The sequence below is a fragment of the Streptomyces sp. NPDC021749 genome (assembly GCF_040640655.1).
Lineage (GTDB): Bacteria > Actinomycetota > Actinomycetes > Streptomycetales > Streptomycetaceae > Streptomyces.
On record NZ_JBFACE010000035.1, the window covers coordinates 39,871 to 60,008 of the forward strand.

The 20,138-nt window shown below is 69.7% G+C and carries 20 protein-coding genes and 1 pseudogene; 13 read left to right on the plus strand and 8 right to left on the minus strand.

What is annotated here, in order from left to right:
• The first annotated feature begins 1 nt into the window (after position 1).
• Positions 2–346: a VOC family protein gene (locus tag AB0G35_RS28315; RefSeq protein WP_360955388.1), complete on the plus strand. Its 345-nt coding sequence runs from the start codon at positions 2–4 to the stop codon at positions 344–346.
• 42 nt (positions 347–388) lie between these two features.
• Positions 389–1,246, plus strand: a complete 858-nt coding sequence (locus AB0G35_RS28320) for a class I SAM-dependent methyltransferase (RefSeq protein WP_360955390.1) — start codon at positions 389–391, stop codon at positions 1,244–1,246.
• 285 nt (positions 1,247–1,531) lie between these two features.
• Here AB0G35_RS28320 and AB0G35_RS28325 read toward each other — a convergent pair whose 3' ends face one another.
• Complete coding sequence (locus AB0G35_RS28325) at positions 1,532–1,945, minus strand: hypothetical protein (protein WP_360955392.1); 414 nt, start codon at positions 1,943–1,945, stop codon at positions 1,532–1,534.
• Here AB0G35_RS28325 and AB0G35_RS28330 point away from each other — a divergent pair.
• From AB0G35_RS28330 to AB0G35_RS28355, 6 genes are all read left to right on the plus strand, one after another.
• Positions 1,926–2,483, plus strand: coding sequence for a hypothetical protein (locus AB0G35_RS28330; RefSeq protein ID WP_360955394.1), 558 nt, complete (start codon positions 1,926–1,928; stop codon positions 2,481–2,483). The genes AB0G35_RS28325 and AB0G35_RS28330 overlap by 20 nt on opposite strands.
• A 50-nt stretch (positions 2,484–2,533) precedes the next feature.
• Complete coding sequence (locus AB0G35_RS28335) at positions 2,534–3,589, plus strand: hypothetical protein (RefSeq protein WP_360955396.1); 1,056 nt, start codon at positions 2,534–2,536, stop codon at positions 3,587–3,589.
• Positions 3,590–3,769: 180 nt separating this feature from the next.
• Positions 3,770–4,588, plus strand: coding sequence for an aminoglycoside phosphotransferase family protein (locus tag AB0G35_RS28340; protein WP_360955398.1), 819 nt, complete (start codon positions 3,770–3,772; stop codon positions 4,586–4,588).
• 366 nt (positions 4,589–4,954) lie between these two features.
• On the plus strand, positions 4,955–5,131 hold the full coding sequence (locus AB0G35_RS28345) for a hypothetical protein (RefSeq protein ID WP_360955400.1): 177 nt from the start codon (positions 4,955–4,957) through the stop codon (positions 5,129–5,131).
• Positions 5,131–5,442 carry a transcriptional regulator gene (locus tag AB0G35_RS28350; RefSeq protein WP_360955402.1) on the plus strand — a complete coding sequence of 104 codons (312 nt, stop codon included), beginning with the start codon at positions 5,131–5,133 and terminating at the stop codon, positions 5,440–5,442. Before AB0G35_RS28345 ends, AB0G35_RS28350 begins: the two co-directional genes overlap by 1 nt.
• Before the next feature lie 130 nt (positions 5,443–5,572).
• Complete coding sequence (locus AB0G35_RS28355) at positions 5,573–7,093, plus strand: hypothetical protein (protein ID WP_360955404.1); 1,521 nt, start codon at positions 5,573–5,575, stop codon at positions 7,091–7,093.
• Between the two features lie 169 nt (positions 7,094–7,262).
• Here the strand turns inward: AB0G35_RS28355 and AB0G35_RS28360 are convergent.
• Both AB0G35_RS28360 and AB0G35_RS28365 read right to left on the minus strand, forming a co-directional pair.
• Positions 7,263–7,513, minus strand: a pseudogene (locus AB0G35_RS28360) (hypothetical protein); the annotation flags it as partial.
• Between the two features lie 122 nt (positions 7,514–7,635).
• Positions 7,636–8,856, minus strand: coding sequence for an MFS transporter (locus AB0G35_RS28365; RefSeq protein WP_360955406.1), 1,221 nt, complete (start codon positions 8,854–8,856; stop codon positions 7,636–7,638).
• A gap of 68 nt (positions 8,857–8,924) precedes the next feature.
• On the opposite strand from AB0G35_RS28365, the gene AB0G35_RS28370 reads away from it, so the two are divergent.
• Positions 8,925–9,914: a helix-turn-helix domain-containing protein gene (locus AB0G35_RS28370; protein WP_360955408.1), complete on the plus strand. Its 990-nt coding sequence runs from the start codon at positions 8,925–8,927 to the stop codon at positions 9,912–9,914.
• A gap of 324 nt (positions 9,915–10,238) precedes the next feature.
• Here the strand turns inward: AB0G35_RS28370 and AB0G35_RS28375 are convergent, their stop codons facing one another.
• Positions 10,239–10,748 carry an SUKH-3 domain-containing protein gene (locus AB0G35_RS28375; RefSeq protein WP_360955410.1) on the minus strand — a complete coding sequence of 170 codons (510 nt, stop codon included), beginning with the start codon at positions 10,746–10,748 and terminating at the stop codon, positions 10,239–10,241.
• A gap of 563 nt (positions 10,749–11,311) precedes the next feature.
• On the opposite strand from AB0G35_RS28375, the gene AB0G35_RS28380 reads away from it, so the two are divergent.
• Together AB0G35_RS28380 and AB0G35_RS28385 are read left to right on the plus strand one after the other, a co-directional pair.
• Complete coding sequence (locus AB0G35_RS28380) at positions 11,312–12,313, plus strand: helix-turn-helix domain-containing protein (protein ID WP_360955412.1); 1,002 nt, start codon at positions 11,312–11,314, stop codon at positions 12,311–12,313.
• Positions 12,314–12,474: 161 nt separating this feature from the next.
• Positions 12,475–12,747, plus strand: coding sequence for a hypothetical protein (locus AB0G35_RS28385; RefSeq protein WP_360955414.1), 273 nt, complete (start codon positions 12,475–12,477; stop codon positions 12,745–12,747).
• A 255-nt stretch (positions 12,748–13,002) separates the two neighbouring features.
• On the opposite strand, the gene AB0G35_RS28390 is transcribed toward AB0G35_RS28385, so the two are convergent.
• Together AB0G35_RS28390 and AB0G35_RS28395 are read right to left on the minus strand one after the other, a co-directional pair.
• Positions 13,003–13,785 (minus strand): LuxR C-terminal-related transcriptional regulator, encoded by a 783-nt coding sequence (locus AB0G35_RS28390; RefSeq protein WP_360955416.1) that lies wholly within the window; start codon positions 13,783–13,785, stop codon positions 13,003–13,005.
• Positions 13,786–13,816: 31 nt separating this feature from the next.
• Complete coding sequence (locus tag AB0G35_RS28395) at positions 13,817–15,529, minus strand: amidohydrolase (RefSeq protein WP_360955418.1); 1,713 nt, start codon at positions 15,527–15,529, stop codon at positions 13,817–13,819.
• Between the two features lie 172 nt (positions 15,530–15,701).
• Between AB0G35_RS28395 and AB0G35_RS28400 the strand changes: the two genes are divergently transcribed.
• Positions 15,702–16,238, plus strand: a complete 537-nt coding sequence (locus AB0G35_RS28400; RefSeq protein WP_360955420.1) for a GNAT family N-acetyltransferase — start codon at positions 15,702–15,704, stop codon at positions 16,236–16,238.
• A gap of 206 nt (positions 16,239–16,444) precedes the next feature.
• On the opposite strand, the gene AB0G35_RS28405 is transcribed toward AB0G35_RS28400, so the two are convergent.
• Complete coding sequence (locus tag AB0G35_RS28405; protein ID WP_360955422.1) at positions 16,445–17,647, minus strand: MFS transporter; 1,203 nt, start codon at positions 17,645–17,647, stop codon at positions 16,445–16,447.
• Between the two features lie 89 nt (positions 17,648–17,736).
• Between AB0G35_RS28405 and AB0G35_RS28410 the strand changes: the two genes are divergently transcribed.
• Positions 17,737–18,498, plus strand: coding sequence for a DeoR/GlpR family DNA-binding transcription regulator (locus AB0G35_RS28410; RefSeq protein WP_360955424.1), 762 nt, complete (start codon positions 17,737–17,739; stop codon positions 18,496–18,498).
• 254 nt (positions 18,499–18,752) lie between these two features.
• On the opposite strand, the gene AB0G35_RS28415 is transcribed toward AB0G35_RS28410, so the two are convergent.
• The gene (locus tag AB0G35_RS28415; protein ID WP_360955426.1) at positions 18,753–20,042 is read right to left on the minus strand and encodes a helix-turn-helix domain-containing protein; all 1,290 of its coding nucleotides are present in this window, start codon (positions 20,040–20,042) and stop codon (positions 18,753–18,755) included.
• Positions 20,043–20,138 lie beyond the last annotated feature (96 nt).

A 20,138-nucleotide genomic window follows, 5' to 3' on the forward strand; every position in this document is an offset into this window, starting at 1 on the left:
CATGGCGACCGAAGGAATCGAGGCCGTGTTCCTGACGACCCACAACTGGGGCAAGGCGGCGAAGTTCTTCCAGGCGCTGGGCTACGAGTTGGAGTTCTCGACCGACCACAACTCCGGCCGGCTCCGCAACGGCGACGGGCCGTACGTCTTCATCGCCGAGGTCCCCGCGGACCAAGCGCCTCAGACACAGATGGTGCTGAAGGTGGCGGACGCAGACACGTTCCGCCCCGATCCCGCCGTCGAGGTGGTCACGCCGTTCGAGGACACCCATTACGGGACCAAGGAGATGACCGTCCGCGACCCCGACGGGCGTCTGTGGAGCCTCCAAGCTCCCACCAAGAACTGACCGCAACGAAAACGAAGGGGGAAGAAGGGGGAACCGAACACCATGACAGACGCACAGACCGAGGCACCGGACAACACTGCAGTGCGGACCGCCCTGTGGCGGGCGATGCACGTCCAGGTCGACCAGCCACCGCACGTACTCGAAGACGAGATCGGCCTGCAACTGGCGGCCCCGGACGCCGGCTGGCGCCACCGCCCCGACATGGACCCGCACACCACCAGAGGATTCCGGGCGGCCATGGTGGCCCGCGCCCGTTTCATCGAGGACCTGATCACCGAGCAGGCCGACCGCGGTGTCACCCAGTACATCGTCCTCGGAGCCGGCCTGGACACCTTCGCCCAGCGCAGGCCGGAGATCGCCTCCCGCATACGGGTCTTCGAGGTCGACCAGCCCGGAACCCAGGCATGGAAGCGCCACCGCCTCGTCGAACTCGGCTACGGCATCCCCGACTGGCTGCACCTGGTGCCGGTCGACTTCGAAGCGAGTGAAGACTGGCTGAAGAAGCTGGTCGCTGCCGGCTTCGATTCCACCCGGCCGGCCGTCATCGCCTCCACCGGCGTCACCATGTACCTCACCAAAGAGGCCACCGCGGCCACCCTGCGCCAGATCACGGGGCTCGCACCGGGATCGACGCTGGCCATGTCCTTCCTGCTGCCGGCCGAACTGCTCGACGACACCGATCGCTCCGGCCTCCGGACGAGTGAGGAAGGCGCACGAGCCTCGGGAACGCCTTTCATCAGCTTCTACACCCCGTCCGAGATGCTGGCCCTGGCCCGCGAAGCCGGCTTCGGAAACGCCCGACACGTCTCGGGAGGTTCGCTCGCCGAGCGCTACTTCTCCGATCGCACCGACGGCCTCCGCCCGTCGAGGGGAGAAGACCTACTGCTGGCCACCACCTGACGTCCCGTCAACGGCGAACACGTCCAGGCGTTCGGGATCCGGTGGGCGGACCAGGGTGGCGAGGTCCGTGCCGGGAGCGAAGCCGGAACCGGGGTGAGGGCACCGACATGGCCTGCCAGTCGGTGCCTTCGGCTGCCCACCACGTCGCAGTCAGCTCGTGTGCCGTGCCGAAGACGCACATGTCCAGGACGTCGGATCTGCGTGAGACGGCTTCCTTGCGGGAAGCGGCGTTCGCGGGGGGGGGGGGGCGGTCAACTGCTTGGCCACGGCCCCTTCCGTCCCCTGCTATGCCTGTCCGCTGAAATGACGGTGAAGCCGCTCCTGGACTTCCTGAAGCGCCTGGGTGTGCTGTTTGAGCCTGGACAGGCGCGCCCGTGCCGTGGCCGCGTAGCCGTCCTCCCCCTCCGTCTCCGCATCACCCAACGCCGCGGCAAAGAGATACCCACCCAGAGCGTCCACGGCCGACTCCGGATCGGAGTCCTCACCGCTGCTGCGCAGCAGGCAGCGGTCCAAAGGTACGTCGCTGTGACGACGGCTTGAGACGGCACCACCCGAGAGACGACAACACCCGATGGCACAGGAGAAACCGTCGAGTGGCGGCTCTCCGGATCCGGCGTCATCCTTTTGCTGAGAGATCCCTGGAGTCGTCGCCTCCGGCATCGCCACCTCTGGAGCCGTCATGGCCGTGCACTTCGACATCAACCTGATCGTCGTCTCCGAGGACATCTTCACTCCGGCCGAGTTGAAGCAGGTCAACGACTCCGTGGACATCATGAAGAAGATCTTCGCCACCCACGGCCCGGTGATCGGTACGGTCCACCGCTTCAAGATCGAGCACAGGGTCGCCGGCGTGGACGCGATCATCTTCCACTCGGCCGACGCCATGGCGCTGGCCGACCGGTTTGCCGTAAGCAGCAACGACGCTCTCGACGTGTTCGTGGTGAAGCGCATGTTCCACGCCACGGACGTCGGATACTCCCCCACACCCGGGGCATGCGGGAAGAACAAGGCCAGGGGTCGGCTGAGAGCACCGGTGGTGTCCCTGAACGGCAGCACGGCGGACAGCGGCAACACCTTCGCCCACGAGGTCGGGCACTTCCTGGGCCTGCCGCACTGCGAGACGGACGAATCACTGTGCGGACCCGCGAACTTCATGCGGGCGCAATCGGGTACCAACACGGGGATCACGCCTGCCCAGGCGGTCAAGATGATCACACACTGCCAGGTCACCCTGTAGGTCAGACCCCCTGTCACACCCCAGAGGGTTGCGAGAGAGGCGCGGAGACCATGACCGACCGCATCGACCAACTGCTCGCGTCCAAGGACGGGGCGGACCCCTCGCTCCTGGCCGCGCTCGACGCCGACGACCTGGCCGACGCCCTCGGCCGTGCGCTCGCCGCGGACGACGAAAACCGGGTCCGCGCTCTGGGCGTCCTCTCCCTGATCGACCCGAGCCCGCTGGGGGCGCTGGCCCAGGCGGTCGGCCAGATACTGGCGGAGCCTGCGCCCGACCCCTTCACGGTCGCCGCAGCGCTCAACCGTGCCGCGGTGATGGGCCAGGACGCCGTTCCCTTGGCCCAGGCCGCGGCCGTCTCCGAGGAACCGGTCATCGCGCTGGCCGCCTGGCGCACCCTGCAGCAGGTGGCCCGCTCCGATTCCCTGGCCGTCCTCGCCCAGATGGCGCCCCCGGCCGGGGATCCGGTCGGCGACCAGGCCGCCTTCGCGCTGTCGGTGATCGCCTACCGGGCGGGACTGGCGGGCTTCGAACTCACCCCGGCGGACGACTCACGCATCGTGGCCATCCCGGCCGACGAGGACAAGGTGTTCTTCATCAACGCCTCTTCGCCCACGGAGGAGGACTTCGCCCTGCTGAGCCGGATCCCCGCCGGTGAGCTGTACCTGGTACGGCCCGAACGCGAGGGGATGCTCGCCATCGAGTGCGGCGACGAACGGATGCTGCTCTGCATCGACTCCGACATCCAGATGGGCATGCCCGATACGTTCCTGCAGGCACCGTCGCTCGCCGGGGTGGTCACCACGCTCGCGCCGCTCGGCACGGACTACTCGGTGCGCTACTTGGTCCTCACCTGGCCCGACGGCCTCGGCGGATTCCACGTGATGCTCTGCCAGCCCAATGGGGTCGAGGCCTATTACGGCCACGCCGCCAGCGACGAAATCGCCGAGGGGACGGCCACCTTCGGCCTCTTCGCCATCGACCGGCCCGGTGCCTGCCCCGTCTCCCTCACGCCGAGCGTGACCGCGAGCGGAGTCACCCTGGGCGGCGACTGCCTGTCGATGACCGAGATCGTCGCCGACCGGCTGGAGCCCGAACCCACTGACTGAGCCTGAACCTCCCGACGGTCGTAGACACGCCCCGAGGCAGGCCCTCGAACGCGCCGGCCGCGTTGACTTCGTCGCCTCGTTCGCGAAGTGCTCGGGCAAGAAGTCGTGAACGTCCCCCGGTTCCCTTCCGGATCAGGGCTGCTGTGCCCAGGGGTGTGTCTGCTGGCAAGCTCGCGTCCCATGACTTCCGTTCCTTGGAGTACTCATGCGGTCGAGCTGCGGTCCGACACTGTGGTCAAGAGGTTCCGGCGTGAGAGTCGTGGAGAGTGCGAGCGGGAGTGGCGTGCGCTGACGTTGCTCGCCGCGTATGCACCGGGCTTGGCCCCGGTGCCTCAAAGCGCGGACTTTGCGGTGGAGGAACCGGTGGTGGTGATGTCTCGCGTGCCTGGGGAGCCGCTGCGAGGAGAGCCGCTCGGCGATCAGCAGCTCAAGGCTCTGGCCGCCGCAGTCAACGAGCTGTATGCGGCTGTGCCGGCGGATGTCCTGACCGAGGTCCCCGCCCGCCCTGGCCGGCAGCATCAACTCATCGCCCAGATCGGCGCCTGGGTACCGCAGGTTCGCTCACGAGTCAGCGGGGAGGTGGGCGAAGCCATGGACCGGGGCCTCGACTGGCTGGCCCGTTCGGGCATGGACCGAGTCCTCCGGCCGGACGTCCCGATGGTTTTCGGCCCGGGGGACGGCAACCTCGCCAACTATCTGTGGGACGGCTCTCGCGTGCGGGTCGTCGACTTCGAGGATTCGGGTCTCAGCGACCGCCCGTTCGAGCTGGCGGAGATCACGGAACACGTGGCCAGCTGGATCGGCCCACCCCTCGACGTGGAGGCGTTCCTGGGTCTGTTCGACCTCAATGCCGCCGAACGTGCGCGGCTGCGGGAATGCCGCAGATTGCTGGCGCTCGTCTGGTTGTTCCTCTTGTCCCTTGACGACCCTCGGCATCCCCGCAACCCGCCGGGAACGGCCGAACGACAAGCCGCTCGGCTGTCCAGACTCCTTGCATGAGGTCAGGCGTCGGTGAGACTGCGCGCCCTGCGTCGGCCGCCAGCGCCCCCGAGGGCGATGGTTCGTGGCATGCGGAGAGCATGGCGTAGGCCAGGGTCCGGTTGATGCTCGCCGCGGGCAAGCTTCCGCGGGCTGCCTGAGCGCCGTCAGCGGCCGGATCCCCGCAGCCCCCACCTTCTTTCCCGCAGGGAAAGAAGGCGGTACTTTCTCCAGGAGCAAGTACCTCGGACGACCAGCACAACCAGGGGGACCCATGACCTCGTACGACGCGCGGACCGCACTCGACGCGATACACCAGCACCAGGAGCAGACCGTGACGCGTATGTGCGGCCGTGGATCTGCCGGTGCGGAGTGGGCGTTCTCCCTATGGGTGGGGGCGTTGTCACCGTGGTCCTCGTGGCGGCGGTGATCGGCGCCCGGCTGCTCAAGCTCCCGGAGCCCGGGGTGGTCGCCGGGGCCGTCGCGGCCGTGGCGACCCTGGTGGCGGGGTATGTGACCCGCCCGATCATCAAGGCCCTCACGCGCCGGGACGGCCACGTCTGATGGACCCGGACTTCGACGACTTCCTGCACGTACCGGCCCGGCTCTCGGTCGTCGCGCTGCTGGCTCCGGCCGACTGGGTGGAGTTCGGCTTCGTACGGGACAACGTGGAAACCAGCGACTCGGCCCTCTCCAAGCAGGTCGCCTCGCTGGCGGAGGCCGGGTACGTCGAGGTGCGCAAGACTCGGAACCGTACGGGGCGGCACACCCACGTCCGGCTCACCGCGCACGGCCGGTGGGCGTTCCAGCGGCACGCCGCGGCCCTGGAGAGGATTGTGGCGGCGGCGCGCGAACCGCAGGAGCGCGGCACGTGAGGCGGATGGCAAAGGGCTCGTAACCCGAACCGCGTTACGCGCAATCACGGCCAATCAGCCGAAAGGCGACGCCTTCATCGCCGTGCGCCGTGGCAGGAACCTGCTGGTCGGCCGACGCGTCGTGACCGGTGTGACGAACAACGAAACGAGCCCGGCCGCCCGCCCTGAAGGCACCGGGAGCGGCAACGCAGGCAGCGACACCGTCGTCGAAGACATCGAGGAACTCGCCGCGGCCTGGCACGAGCTGTACCACGAGTACGAGGACGACCACGACCGGCTCGTCCTGGACTGCGCGGCGAAGCTGGGCGCCGACCCCGGCGGGCCGCTGGCCTATGTGTGGATATTCGGGCTGGTGTTGGCCGTGCGATATCTGTCCTGGTTGCCCGGCGACGGGGTCAAGGAGGCCGCGCTCCAAGCACTGAGGGCCACGGAGCCGGCCCTGTCGGCGCAGGAGTGCGCGCATGACTCCCATCCGTACGAGACCCACGACGATGAAGAGGACGAGGAGTTGCCCGGGTGGCTGGTGGACCTCGTCGACGAGACGCAGGAGTGGTACGAGGACCGCCCGCGCGACGAGTGGCGCTGCCCGCGCAACGCCGCCGGGTTCGCGCGGATCGCACTGGACCTCCTTGACCCCGGCTCGGTCTCGGACGTCCCGCCGCGCCTCCCGCCTGAGGCCCACGCAACCATCGACACGCTCTCTGCGCTCCTTGAGGGCTATCCGAAAACCGATGTGTACGAGGAGATCGAAGAACAGGCCTGGGCCCTGCGCTCCGCCGAGGACCCCGATGACCGGGCCGGGCGGATCATGGTGGTCAGGGCAGTGGGCTGGTACGCCACATCCGGCATGGTGCGCCGCAAAGGCGTCCTCGACGAACTGATCGAGGCGCTGGAGGGGGCGCTGAGCCACTACCCCGCCGATCCCTGTGAGCACGCCTGGGACGCGCACCCCCTCCTGCCCACTTTCGCACCGGAGGCTGCCAGGCTCGGCATCGAACTGAGCTATCCCGGTGGCCGCCTCCGCTACGAACGCCGCCGCACCGAGCAGCAGGACAACGGCGCACCTCTGGAGCTGCTGCTGTGCCCCTCCTACATCGCCGGGCTCGGGCAGGAGTCCCTGACGGAGCTGCGCACCGGCCGCGACCGTCTCTTCGGGCCGCGCGACGTCTCACACGTGGACGCGGAATACCTGGACGCGGACGGCCGGCTGCAGATCGAGAAGATCGCGGATCGGGTCGAGTACACCTCCCGCAACGAGCAGTACGCCGACGACCTGGGCCTGTGGGCAGCTCGGCGGTTCGAGCACACCGACGACACACGCGAGCGTGCCGTGCTGCTGCTCGCGGCGTACCAGGCGATGCAGAACGCCTATCCGGCACCGGCGCGGGCCGTAGCCGAGGACGTCCTGGGCGTGCTGCGCACCGTCGCCGCCACCCCGCGCCCGGCACGGTGCCCCCACGACGACGACCACCCACAACTGCGCTACACCGGCTTCCGGCACGCCATGGCCCACTTCTACGCTCCTGAGGACTTTCCCACTCCAGAACGACCGGAGCAGGCGCGCAGCGAGGCTGCATGGACGTGTCCGCGGTTCCTCGCCGAGGTCGCCGAGGCGGGGGTGCGGGACCTGGAGGTCCTGGTCACGGACTAGTTGTGTTGTCCGGGCAGGTTGGTGGAACACGAGGGCCTCTTGGGCATCGGCGCAGACTTCGCAATCCGCGCCGAAACCAGAAGGCCCTCGCGTCGTGCAAGGACCCTCCAAGGCAGGTCGCCCGTCATCAACGTGCCAAGACAGCACACGGCACACCAGGTTCCGTCCGCCGCATCCAGGCGCGCGACGTCCGGATCTCCTCCTCGACCTGGTCCGTGAACCAGCGCATCACCTCGAACGGGACGTCCAGGTGTCGCCCGTGGAGGTTGAAACACACCGTCGGCTCCCGTGCCGGTTCCTCGTCAGGGACGATCGCGGTCACGAGATTCCGCTCGGCCACAGTGCCCAGTACCAGGCGTCATCAGGTACGGAGTACATCGCGGTGATCGCGTCATCACCGTTCGGGGGCAAGAGAGACATGGCCGCCTGCTGTCACGCCCGTGTGGCGGCGAACCGGCCCCCTACGCCAGCTGTGGCTCACACGGCCGGAGCCAGGGCCGGATCGAGGCGACGGCTCCGGGCACGGGGGTGCCAGCGGGACGCTAGTCCGTGCCGGCGGGTGCCGGCAGCGCATCCGGGCGCATACCGGGGACGGCTGGCTGTCGTTCCTCGTGCCTTCCCAGCACCGCGAGGGGCAAGGTCACGGTGACCGATCCGGCCGCCAGCAGCGTCATCGCCGTGGCCGGGGACGTCAGTTGGGCCAGCGTGCCCGCGAGGGCAGCGCCGACGCCCTGCAGGGCGGCCATGCCGGTGGCGTGCAGGCCGAGGGCTTGGCCCGCGAGGTCATCGGGGGTGAGGGACAGCAGGCGTTCCTGCAGGACCAGGCTCGCGGCGAAGCCGACGGAGGCGATGGTGACGGCCACGGCCGACAGCCCCACTCCCGGCCGTAGGACGAAGAACAGGTAGGGAACCGCCAGCAGCAGGCGGAGCGGAGTCGCGAGACGGGGACGCATCGCGGGCGGTACCAGGCGGCCCACTGCCATGTCGCCCACGAACATGCCCAGCGCCCCGCATGCGTACAGCGTGCCGGCCGCCCCGGGGGCGTAGGAGACGTAGAGCGACTCGCCGCCGACCACCAGTCCGTTGGGGATCCACAGGCCCAGGAACGTCAGGCGGCGGGGGCGCGACGACCACAGGAGGGCGTTGATGCGCCAGGTCGCCGAGACGGACGGGCGGCCGGAGGAGCGCGGCGGGCGGGCCGTGAGGCCCAGGTGGGTGACGAGGGCCGACATCAGGTACAGCGCCGCGGCGAGGAGCAGGCAGGTCCGTGGGGACAGGAGCGCCAGCAGTGCGCCGCCGGTCGCGAAACCGGCCATCTGCATCAGGCCCCAGAGCATGTTGTACACCGAACGGCCCAGGACGTAGCCGTCCTTGGGCAGGATCTCGTTCAGCAGTCCCCCGCGCACTCCCCCGCCCATTGACGCGACCAGGCCCTGCAGGAGCACGACGACGAAGACCGACCAGACCGGAAGGCCGGGCAGCGCCAGGACCGCCGTGCCGGCCGCGAAGGTGAGGGCGAGGCCGGACAGGATCGCGCGCGGGGGCAGGCGGTCGGCACCCGAGAGCAGGAATGCGGCCCCCAGCAACTGCGCCAGCTGCGGGCCGAACATGCTCACCGCCGAAAGGAACGGGGAGCCGGTGGCCCGGAAGACCAGCGTGCCGAGGGCCAGGCCGCCGATTGTCTGGGCTGCGGCGAACATGGCGAAGGAGAGGAGGAACGGGGTGACCTCCGGGATGCGGAACAGGGTTCGGTAGCTGCGCATGCACCGCAGTCTCGGAGCGGCCCGGGGACCGTGGTTATTGTTTCGCCGACACGCGAAAGGTCGTACGCATGGGCTTATGGCAGATCGACACCGACATCCTTGCCCGCAGCCGGTTCGTGCTCTCGCCGTTCGCGGAGACGTTCGCGAGCCTGAAACTGCTGCACGCGGGGGCCGGCGCCCATCCGGGGGAGGCTGCCTGGCTGCGCGCGCACCTGCCCGGCTACCGCGCGCGCCTCGCGGCCGACCCGGTGACCGCGCTGCTCGTGCGGTCGGCACTCGGTACCTCCTGGATCGCCGACTTCTTCTGTCGCACCTCGTGCGTCGGGGAGAGCTTCGAGGTGACCGTGGCCCGGGTGCGGGCGACCGGGGCCGAGGAGGCGCGGGCCGACCTCCGGGTGTCCCTCCGCGGCCCGCTCCCCGCCGCCCTGGAGCGGGACGACCTGCCCGAGCGGGCGACCGCGATCCTGACGTACGTCTGGGAGGAGACCGTACGGCCGTACTGGGAGCGTCGGCGGCGCGTACTGGAGGCCGACGTGGTCGCGCGGACCGCACGGGTGAGCCAGGGCGGCTGGGCGGCCGTGCTGAACTCCCTGCGGCCGGGGACGCGGTGGCTCGGGGAAAGCCGCTTCCAGGTCAACTTGAACGCGTATCCGCCGCGGGAGATCGCCGCCGGGGCCGAGCTGCTGTTCATGCCGGTCACGCCGCGGAGCGGGTGGGTGTCGTGGGAGGGATGGGAGCGGTACGCCGTCGTCTACCCGTGCCTCGGGGTGCTCGCCGAGGACCACCACCGGCGGGCCGCCCCGGCCGGGCTCGGCGCGCTCATCGGAACCACGCGGGCCGGATTACTGGCGCTGCTCGGGACTCCCATGAGTACGACCCAGCTGGTCGCCGTGACCGGGCAGGGGCTGGGGTCGGTGGGCCGGCATCTGCGGGTGCTGCTGGACGCGGGGCTGGTGGAGCGGCGGCGGGCCGGGCGGTCGGTGCTGTATGTGCGGACGGCGGCCGGTGAGGTGCTCGTGGAGGCGTCTGGGGCCGGTACTGGTGGTCGAGGGGCCTGAAGAACCAGGGAGCTGTTGCTGAGCGTGCACCACGTGTGGTGCACGCTCAGCGGACTTCCAGGCCCCCGGGACCCCTGGATCCCCGGACCCCCGGATTCCCGGCCCCCTGGACTCCCGGACCGAGTCACTGCACTGCGGATAACTCTTCGTGGTGCACGTTCAGGAGCCAGGAATCTGAGAGAAGCGACTGGCAAGCCACTGCGCGGCGGCCGAAGGTGGACTCGGTCGTGGTAGGGCAGGTGCAGCCGCGGCATGCTGGAGGAGTTCTCCTGATGCGGACTGTTCCCGCCCACGCGGACGGCCGATCCCGCTCCGTCTTCCCCATCACAAACGCACGTGACGGGCGCCGAACCCGCCACCACCTTGGGCACGTTCGACTTGCTGAAGGCGGCCGGTGCGCAGGCTGGATATCACTTCGTGGATTCCCATGCCTGCGTAGTAGGTTCCCGAGTGGTGAAGGTAAAACATGCGCTCGTCCGGGGCCATCACCACAAGCCCATTCTCCACTTTGTCCCAGCCGACCGGGAAAACGGATTGTTGTAGATCATCCATGAGCTCGGAGATCTCTTCGGCCTTGTCGCTGCAGAATCTTGCGCAGGTGATGAACCGGTCCATGCGGTCTGCATCGTAGGGGAACTCTACGGTCAGGAACCCGTAAGAACGCAGGAATGCGTTCGCTTCTGGGAACAGTTCGAGTCGGCAATCGTGTGCCGCCAGGTCCGAAATCACGAACGCCGTCAACTCCGGCACCCTGTCGGACATATCGCGAGCTGGATGCCATCCCGCGGCAACCAAGAGTTGATCGATTTCTTCAAAAGACGGCCCAGCCGACATGGTCGAGTCCTTTCATCCTGCAGCCCCCTTTATCTTTCGGACCTCACGGCCAGCTTCGCACATGCGCCACGCGTGGTCGCCCAGCCGCCCTGGATCACGTTAGGGGACCTGAGCTCCGTGTGTACGGCCTCTCGCGGCCCGCGTGCGGCCCGCGTGCGTCCCGCGCCGGCCGATACCGGAGCAGGTCAACGACTGAAAAGGTACGTACGACCCAGGGTGAGGCCCGACGGTAGTTGACGCACGGCCTCCGCTACCGCCTTGGGCTGAAGTGGGCGTGGGCATCGAACGCCTCGCAGAGCTGGTGACCGAGGGAGGCTGTGGGTTTTGGTGAGGCTATCGGGGCTTTCCATACAGTAACTGGCCATAGTTGGACCTGTTTTCTGTAGTTCGACGCATCTTGATCTTGAGACATCGTTGCCCGCCGGGACGAGTACGAGGAGTACCCGAGGAGTACGAGGAGTACGAGGAGCATTACGGCAGATGTGACCGAACTGTTGCTGGACTGCGCACGCCTTCCCGTGCCACGTTCGACGCTCTGAGGAACCGGCTACAGGGGGCTGGCTATGCTGGTGAGAGAGCTCAGCACGGACGTCGTTGAAGCGCCGGAGAGATTCGAGCTGTTTACCGAATTCACCGAGCGCTCGCACATGCCCAACCGGCTGCGCAGCAACGCTCAGGACGACTTCCGCGCCAAGATACGAGTCCTGGATTTAGGGGAGTTACAGGTCTCCACGATGTCCTTCCCGCATCTGGAGATCGCGCGGACCGCGAAGGTGATCCGGCAGTCCGATCCCGAGGCGTACCAGATCAACTATTTCCTCCGTGCGGAGGGAGTTCTCTCCCTGGCGGAGGGGGACATGGCGCTGCGTGCCGGTGACCTGGTGCTGATGGACAGCAGCCGTCCCTACCGCGGAGATGTGCACGCGGTTCCGGGCAGTTGGTCGCATGTGACCGTGCAGTTTCCGCGTGGGCTGATGCCGCTGCCGGACAAGACCGTGCAGCACCTGCTCGGTATCCGGATCGACGGGCGTCGCGGCATGGGCGGGGTGTTCGTCCGCTGGCTGGCCGACCTCAACGCGCGCGCCAGCGAATTCACTTCCGCCGATATCCCCACACTCTCTTCGGTCACCCTGGACCTCCTGGCGTCCGTACTCGCCCGCTGCCTGGATTCCGAGGATGCGCTGAGCCCGGAGGCCCGCCGGAGCGCCCTGCGGGCCCGGATCAACGCGTTCGTCGAGCAGCATCTCGCCGACCCGGCCATGACCCCCCAGACGATCGCGGACGCCCACCACGTCTCCCTGCGCTATCTCCAGCAGATGTTTGCCGACGACGACACTTCGCCGGCCGCCTGGATACGCCACCGCCGTCTGGAACGCTGCCGCCTCGACCTGATCAACCCGCACCTCCACGCCCATCCGGTCCAGGTCATCGCTGCCCGATGGGGTTTCGCCAACCCGGCACACTTCAGCCGCCTTTTCCGGGCCGCCTACGGCATACCACCGCGGGATTACAGGAACCTGCTGCCCGAGGCGTGCGCGAATCGTCAACAACCCTGCGCGGAATGACAAGGCCGGGAACGCTCGCTCTCTGCATCCTGTACATCGATCGCGACAGCGGCCGTGCTCTTGTGTCCGCGCCGATCGAATGCGTCCACGGGCTTCGAAGCATGTCCGGCACGTGCCCACGGACATGCGAAGGTCCATCCGTCGAGAGAGAAGGATGAATCATGCGTATGCGCAAGGTCCTCGCTGGCGCGGCCGTTGGGGCAGCGCTGGCGCTGGGCGGCTTGTCCGCTCCCGCGCAGGCCGCTCCCGCGTCCGTCGACAGCAGCACGACGGCAGCCGCACCGACCACCGGCCTCAGCATCATCCGCGTCGGCTGGTACACCACCTTGGCCAGGTGCGAGGCCGACGGAGAGAACTCCGCCTACAGCTACTGGTACTGCGATTGGAGCTCCAGCCGTCGCGCCTGGGGGCTGTACGTGGACAACGACTCGTAAGCGCGCGGTGATCGGGGCCGCCTGGCCGGGCTGTCATGAAGGGCGGACCACGTGCCAGGGCGGTCGGCGGTGCCGCCTGCCGGGTCCGCGGCCCGCCCACCCCCAGAGGGCCGGGGATTCCCAGGCAGTCTGGGGGTGGCCTTCCGCGGAAGTCATGGAGCCGTGGAGCCGCTGGCTGTGGGGTGATCTTCCACCGTTCACCCGTTGTCAGGGGCCCGCCCGCGGTCCGGGTGTTGTGCGCCGGGGGGGCTGGCGTCAGCGGGAGGGTTCGATTCCCCAGGCGACGGCTCGGGCGGCGGCCGCCGCGCGGTTGGGGAGGTCCAGCTTGGCGAGGATGTGCTCGATGTGGGTCCCTACGGTGCGCGGCGTGATACACAACCGCGCGGCGATCTCTCTGTTGGTGCGGCCGGTGGTCAGTTCGGCCAGTACCTGGACCTCCCGTGGCGAGAGCCCACCGCGCCGCCGCGCGTCCGCGGCGGGGTCGGCCGCGGTGGCCTCCTCGGCGGGCGGCAGGCCTCCTCGGGCGACGGCCGCGGCGAGGGCCTCGGTGAGGAGGGTGACCACGGCGCGCGCCGGATCGGGCGCGCGCCGCGGTCGGCGGGTGCTGACGTTCAGCATGCCGACGTACCGGCCGTCGGCGTGGAACAGGCACTGGGCCACGCCGCCCTCGATGCCGAGGGGACGCAGCACTTCCTGGAAGCCCGGGGAGGTGGCCAGGAGCTGCCGGGGGACGTCACTGAGCCAGAGACCACCTCGGGCCGGGCTGCGGAGCACGGGGAAGACCGGGTCGTGGTGGAGATGGGTCTCGATGTAGGCCGTGGCGTCGTCCGGGTAGCTCCCGGCCAGGGTGGTGTGGCGCTGATGCACCGGATCCCACCGGGTCAGGGAGGCGTGGTCGTACGCCATCACCTCCGACAGCGCCGTGAGGACCGTGTCGAAGCCACTCGCGCCACTCGCGCCGCTCGTGGCGTTCTTGGCGGCCTCACGGACGTGGACGGCCGCGTCCAGGATGTCCGCCGTGCTCCGTTGTGCTGCCATCCTCCAAGGATGATCATTTCTCCGGAACAGGTCAATCGCGAAGGGCGTCGTGCACGACCTGCCCGTCCACGACGGTGAGGACGACGGGCATCTGCGGGATGTCGTGGGGGTCGGCGCCGAGCAGGTCACCGTCGAGCACGCACAGGTCGGCGACCTTGCCCGGCTCCAGGGAGCCCTTCCAGTCGTCGGCGAAGTCCTGCCACGCCGCGTCGATCGTGTACGTGCGGATCGCCTCGGCCAGGCCGATGCGCTGCTCGGGTCCGCTGACCCGGCCGGCGGCCTTCGATTCGCGCAGCACCATGGTGGCGACGCCCTGGCGCCAGTCCGGGTGCGTGACGGGGGCGTCGGACCCGCTCGCGACCCGCACACCGGCGTCGATGGCATCGCGGTAGGGCCATGCGTAAGCGGCCCGTTCGGCGCCGACGAACTCCTCCTCCATGTCGGCGACGGTCCATTTGATGGTGGGGTTCATGTTGACGCCGAAGCCGTGCGCGGCCAGCACCTTCATGCTGTGCGCGGTGAGGAAGTCACCGTGGATGACGTAGTGGCGGGCGTCGGGCCGCGGGTGCTCTGCCGCGGCCGCGGCGAAGGCGTCCGCGACGGAGTCGCAGGCCCGGTCGCCGGTGACGTGGACGCCCACCTGATGTCCGGCGGCGTGGGCATGCCGGATCATGGCGTCGATCTCGGCGATCCGCTCGGCGTCGGTCTCGCCGCCGACACACAGGGAACCACAGCCGCCGCCGACGTACGGCTCATGCATCCAGGCCGTCTTGTTGGGGACGATGCCGTCGGCGAAGATCTTGACTCCGTGGATGGCGAGGCGGCGCGGATCGGCGTCACCGGACGCACCGGAGTCGTCGAGGGCGGTGAGGGTGCGGGCGAACTCCTCGGCGGTGCTCGCCATTCCGGTGGGCAGGACCAAGACGCCGACGCGGGCGGTCAGTTCGCCGTCGGCCAGCAGCTGGCGGTAGACGTCGAGGGTCTGCGCGCCGAGCGCGCCCCGCATGATGCCGTCGCCGCCGGGGCCGAGCCCGGGCTCGGTGTAGCTGGTCACGCCGAGCCGGGCGAGCGTGGCCAGGGTCGACCGGATCGCGTCGGTCCGTTCCTGCCGGCTGAGCGGCGGCAGCGCGTTCTGGACGAGGGCCTGGGCCCCCTCGTGGAGCAGCCCGGTCGGCTCCCCGGCGTCGTCCACGACGATGGCACCGCCGGGCGGCGCGACGGTGTGCCGGTCGATCCCGATGAGCTCAAGCGCCTTGGAGTTGACCCAGGTGGCGTGCCCGGAGAAGGAGTACAGGACGACGGGGTGGTCCGGGCTCACGGCGTCGAGGTCGCGCCGGGAGGGCTGCCGCGAAGGATCGGTGACGCACTCGTCGAGGAATCCGGGGTCCCAGCCGTGCCCCGTGATCCACTGCCCGCCCGGAACCCGACCGACGGCTTCCCGTACCGCCTCGGCCACGTCCGCGAGGGAGGACACGGCGGGATGGCCGACGTCGAGGGAGAGCGGCGGCGTCGCCATGCCGAAGGCACATCCGTGCAGGTGGGAATCGTTGATGCCGGGAAGCAGCGTCGCTCCCCGCAGGTCGACGACGCGGGTGTCGGGCCCGACGAGCGGCGCGACGTCGTCCCGCCCGCCGACGGCGCTGATGACCCCGGCGGTCACCGCCAGGGCCGAGGCGACGGAGAACTCCGCATCGACCGTGACCACCTGCCCGCCGAGAAACACCAGATCCGCATACGTGTCCACAGAAGGGTCCTTTCGAAAACCGGGCGCACCTCGGCCGCCCGCACACGATCTCCCGAGGACTATGAACCACTCCCCCACCCCCGCACATCGGTCATTCCACCGATACGCGCGCCCGCAGTGGCGGGGTCTTCGAGCGCGGCGTGCCGATCGTGCGCTCTGCAAGGATTGCCGCATGACAAGCCACCGCAGCACCGACGCAGCGCCCTGCCGGCAATGGAGCGAACCCCATCGGCTGGACCTGGCCGATCCGGGTACGTTGCGGCAGTTGTGGCAACTTCAGCGCGCTGCCTACGCCGTGGAGGCCGAGCTCATCGGTTTCGACGGCATCCCGCCGCTGCACGAAACGCTCCAGGAGTTGCGTAGCTGCACGGAGTCCTTCCTCGGAGTCACGGACGAGACCGGCTTGGTAGGAGCCGTGTCCTGGGCCCGACTGCACGACGGCACCCTGGACATCTGCCGACTCGTGGTCCACCCCCGTGCACACCGCCGCGGCATCGCTACGGCACTGCTCAACAGTCTCGATGCCATGGAACCCGCGGAAGTGACCCTGGTCTCCACCGGAACCGCCAACCAGCCCGCGCTCGCCCTCTACCAGCGACGTGGATTCACGCCCACCGGCAAGCGTCAGATTGCGCCTGACGTCACGGTCACCCTGCTGGCACGAAAGACCGAGGCGGCACCTGACGGACTGCCGGTCCACCACTCCTGACGACTTACTCGGTGCGGGGCCCTTCGCGGCGTACGGGGCTGCCGCCGCGCGGGCGAGCGGCTCCCCACGGTCCCGCGGATCAGCGGAAGACATGGCGGGCCTGTCCAAGCGCACAGCCCGACGAGGACGGACAGCGCGACGCGGTCGAACAGCACGACGTTCCGGTCGACGGACATGGTGGCGGTTCCTCCGGACCCCGCGGGCGTTCAGTGGCTGCTTGCTGCCATCTCGCGCGTGCGGTCGGATCCGGTGCGCAGGGTACCGGCGGCCACTGCGGTGATCGCACACGCCAGGGTCAGCAGCGCGAAGGCGTGGTTCAGGGCGACGAGATGGGTCAGCCAGCCGATCACGGCGGGGCCGGCGAGCATGCCGACGTAGCCGAGCCCGGCGACGCGGGAGACGTTGGCCCCGGCAGCGGAGGGGTCGGCGTGCCCGGCTGCACTGAACAACTGCGGGACACAACCGGACAGCCCCAGACCGAACAGCGCCCAGCCTGCGAACGCGGCCCACGTCCACGGGGAGAGGGCCACGATCGTGATGCCGACAGCGGCCGTGGCCGCGCCGTAGCGCAGGATCGCCATGGACCCGAGCCGGGCGACGAGGCGGTCGGCGAGCAGCCGGCCGATCGTCATGGTCGCCGCGAAGGTGCCGTATCCGAAGGCGGCAGTGCTCGCGGGTGCGCCGAGGATGTCCTTCAGGTGCAGCGCGCTCCAGTCGTTGGCGGCTCCCTCGCACAGCATGACCATCAGAGCCAGGGCGGCGAGGAGCCAGATGCGCCGACCGGTCCTGCGGCGCGCGGCGGCGGGTGCCTGCTCGGCCTGCGCACCCGAGTCCGTGTCGACGGCGGTGGGTGCGGCCGGCAGCAGGGCACCCGCCGAGACCAGGGCGATCACGATGCCCAGGGCTCCCATGGCAGCCATGCCTGCGGCCGGGCTCAGGCCGGCGCTCGCCGTGGCCGCTCCGGCGAGCGAGGCGAGGACACCGCCGACCGAGAACGTGGCGTGGAAGGCCGACATGACCGGGCGGCCGTACGCCTTCTCCACGTGGACGGCGTGGGCGTTCATGCTCACGTCCAGGCAGCCGTTGCAGAACCCGAAGGCCAGCAGGGCTCCTGCCAGCGTCCAGGGGTCCCGTGGGAGACCGGGCAGTGCCAGGGCCGCGCTGCACAGCACGCCGGTGGCGGGCACAACGAGGCGCGCTCCGAGCCGGTCGGTCAGACGCCCGGCCGCCTGCATGCCGAGGAAGGCTCCCACGCCCAGCAGCACCAGGAGACCTCCGAGCGTCGCGTGGCTGATGCCGACGCGCTCCTCGATGGCGGGGATGTGCACCACCCAGGTGCCCATCGTCGTGCCGCACAGGATGAAGTAGACAAAGGTCGCGACTCGGGCAGCTCGCAGCGGTTGATTCATGATCGGCACCATAACGAACATCAGAAGTGATTGAATACCGTCGCTTCGCACACATTGATTGTTCGTTTCGTGCGGTGTTCAATCACGGTATGAGCAACGCAGACCGACACGGGATGATCGCGCAGGCCGTCCGAGAGACGGGAAGGATCACGGTCCAGGAACTCGCCGAACTGACCGGCGCCTCCGAGATGACCATCCGACGCGACCTCGACGCGCTGGCCGCACAGGGCGTCCTTGAGCGAGTCCGCGGCGGGGCCCGCACCCTGCTGCTCCGGGGCAACGAGCCGCCCTTCGCGCTGCGGGCTCACGACGCCATCGACGCCAAGCGCCGCATCGCGGCCGAGGTGTCCTCGCTCATCGCCGACGGCGAGACCGTCCTCCTCGACAGCGGCACCACCTGCCTGGAGATCGCCCACCTGCTGCGCCGCCGGCCGGTCACTGTGATGCCTCTGTCATTGCAGGCCATCCAGGTACTCGGCGAGGGTCCGAGCCCGGCCACGCTGATGGTGCCCGGCGGGCAGCCTCGGGCTGCCGAGGGAGCCCTCACCGGCCCGCTCACCCTCGCCTCCCTGGCGGCACTGCGCTTCGACACTGCCGTCATGGGCTGCTGCGGTCTGAGCGCAGCCGAGGGCCTGACCGCCTACGACCTCGATGACGCGGCCGTGAAGAAGGCCGGCATCGCCTCCACACGCCGCATCATCGTCGCCGCCGACGCCACCAAACTCGGCCACACCGCCTACGCGTACGTCGGCCCCTCCACACTCCTGCACACCCTCGTCACCGACACCACGGCACCCGCCGACGAGGTAACCGCGCTCGAACGCGCCGGCACCGTCGTCAAGACCGTCTGACGGCGCGCTTCCGCGCTGTCATGAGGGAACTTGTCGACGCCTTCAGTCGGTTGCTGGCCCAGTGCGGGCGCGGCGCCCGATCCAGCTCCAAGCCCCAGAGCTGGAGCGAGAGGCGGTTCAGGTACGGGTCGAGCCCGACCGCTCACAGTGGTCGGTGCTGTCAGCGGAACTGCGAACAGCAGAACGGCGGAACGGCGGAACAGCGGTTGGTGGCGCCCCGGGCCGGGCTCACCCCACCGCCGGAAGCCCGGGCCTCAGCTCGTCGGGCCGTGGATCCGGCGGTGGGTCAGCGCCCACCAGACCTCCGCCAGATCGGCCGGATCGCGCAGGCTGGTTCCGGTGATCTCCTCGAAGCGGCGGAGCCGGTTGCGCAGCGTGTTGGGGTGGACGTACAGGGCGCGCGCGGCGGCCTCCAGCCGCATCCCCTGCCCTAGATAGGCGGCGACGGCCTCCTCCAGCTGGACGCCGTCCTCGCCCCGTTCGGTCAGGGGCGCCAGACGCAGCCGGACCAACTGTTCGCCCACGGCCGGCAGCGCCACGACCGTGGCCCGCAGCCCCAGTTCCTCGTGGGTGAACACCCCGACGAGCCCGGAGCCGACCGCTGCGCGGAGGGCCTGGGTGGCCCGGACGAACTCCGCGGCGAGCCTGGACGCAGGCGCCGGGGCGCCCAGCCCCACCACCAGACCGCGGCACAGCCCCTCGGGTCGCGCCGCCAGCAGGCCCGCCACCTCCCCGTCCACCGTCGTGACCAACGGCTTCCCCGAGGCGTCCAGGGCGAGCCAGGGGCGCAGCAGATCGACGGTGCGGGCGAGGGCTCCGTCGGCGGAGTCGGAGTCCCCGGGCCCGCGCGGGGCGGCACCGGGGGCCGGGGGGCAGGCCGGGCCGTCGGGCCCGGGAGGGACGGGCAGCCGGGCCCGGAACGGGAGGCGCAGTGCGCTCCGGTCGTAGGCGTCGTCCAGCTCGCCGTCCTCCGGTCGGCCGTCGGCGTCGATTTCGGCCCACCGCGCCTCGCCGAGCAGCAGTGCGCGGACCAGCGCCGCCCGCCGACGATCGGTCACCGTTCTTCGCTGGAGGTCGGCGCGGCAGCTGTGGACGATGCGCAAGGTGGTCGCGGCTGCCCAGGCGCGGAGCGTCTCGGCGATCGGCAGGAGGTCTTCGGCGGTGCCTTGACGGGCCGCCATCTCCTCGCCGAACCGCCGCCAGACGATGTCCGAACCGATCCGGTAGGCCGAGATGATGTCCTCGACGGGCACGGAGCGGGCCAGCGCCGTCACTTCGGCGAGGTGCCCGGCCGGAAGGTCGTACGCCGGGCCGCTGGCGTGTGCCGTGCCCTGGGGTGACCGGTGCCCCGCGCCGGACCAGTGCTGCACCAGCGTCAGGCCGTTGCGCAGCGACACCGTCACCCGCGGCCGGAGCTGGTCCGCCGGGACCGCCGCGTAGGAGGGGAGTTGGGCCCGGAGGGCGTGGATGACCTCGCTGGTGAGGGCATCGATCCCGGCATGCAGTGCGGCAACGGCCCCCGGCACCCTTGTGGAAGTCTCCACCCGTCCCCTCCCGACTCGGTGTCTTTCCCCATGGCGAAAGCGATCATTCGTCGCCATGCTACGAGGAAGCCGCCCGAACCCCTACAGACGTTCGAT

Bases quoted from the DNA above. Each gene is read 5' to 3' on its own strand.
- AB0G35_RS28315 (WP_360955388.1), top strand. From the start codon at position 2: ATGGCGACCGAAGGAATCGAGGCCGTGTTCCTGACGACCCACAACTGG.
- AB0G35_RS28320 (WP_360955390.1), top strand. From the start codon at position 389: ATGACAGACGCACAGACCGAGGCACCGGACAACACTGCAGTGCGGACC.
- AB0G35_RS28330 (WP_360955394.1), top strand. From the start codon at position 1,926: ATGGCCGTGCACTTCGACATCAACCTGATCGTCGTCTCCGAGGACATC.
- AB0G35_RS28325 (WP_360955392.1), bottom strand. From the start codon at position 1,945: ATGTCGAAGTGCACGGCCATGACGGCTCCAGAGGTGGCGATGCCGGAG.
- AB0G35_RS28335 (WP_360955396.1), top strand. From the start codon at position 2,534: ATGACCGACCGCATCGACCAACTGCTCGCGTCCAAGGACGGGGCGGAC.
- AB0G35_RS28340 (WP_360955398.1), top strand. From the start codon at position 3,770: ATGACTTCCGTTCCTTGGAGTACTCATGCGGTCGAGCTGCGGTCCGAC.
- AB0G35_RS28345 (WP_360955400.1), top strand. From the start codon at position 4,955: ATGGGTGGGGGCGTTGTCACCGTGGTCCTCGTGGCGGCGGTGATCGGC.
- AB0G35_RS28350 (WP_360955402.1), top strand. From the start codon at position 5,131: ATGGACCCGGACTTCGACGACTTCCTGCACGTACCGGCCCGGCTCTCG.
- AB0G35_RS28365 (WP_360955406.1), bottom strand. From the start codon at position 8,856: ATGCGCAGCTACCGAACCCTGTTCCGCATCCCGGAGGTCACCCCGTTC.
- AB0G35_RS28370 (WP_360955408.1), top strand. From the start codon at position 8,925: ATGGGCTTATGGCAGATCGACACCGACATCCTTGCCCGCAGCCGGTTC.
- AB0G35_RS28375 (WP_360955410.1), bottom strand. From the start codon at position 10,748: ATGTCGGCTGGGCCGTCTTTTGAAGAAATCGATCAACTCTTGGTTGCC.
- AB0G35_RS28380 (WP_360955412.1), top strand. From the start codon at position 11,312: ATGCTGGTGAGAGAGCTCAGCACGGACGTCGTTGAAGCGCCGGAGAGA.
- AB0G35_RS28385 (WP_360955414.1), top strand. From the start codon at position 12,475: ATGCGTATGCGCAAGGTCCTCGCTGGCGCGGCCGTTGGGGCAGCGCTG.
- AB0G35_RS28390 (WP_360955416.1), bottom strand. From the start codon at position 13,785: ATGGCAGCACAACGGAGCACGGCGGACATCCTGGACGCGGCCGTCCAC.
- AB0G35_RS28400 (WP_360955420.1), top strand. From the start codon at position 15,702: ATGACAAGCCACCGCAGCACCGACGCAGCGCCCTGCCGGCAATGGAGC.
- AB0G35_RS28405 (WP_360955422.1), bottom strand. From the start codon at position 17,647: ATGAATCAACCGCTGCGAGCTGCCCGAGTCGCGACCTTTGTCTACTTC.
- AB0G35_RS28410 (WP_360955424.1), top strand. From the start codon at position 17,737: ATGAGCAACGCAGACCGACACGGGATGATCGCGCAGGCCGTCCGAGAG.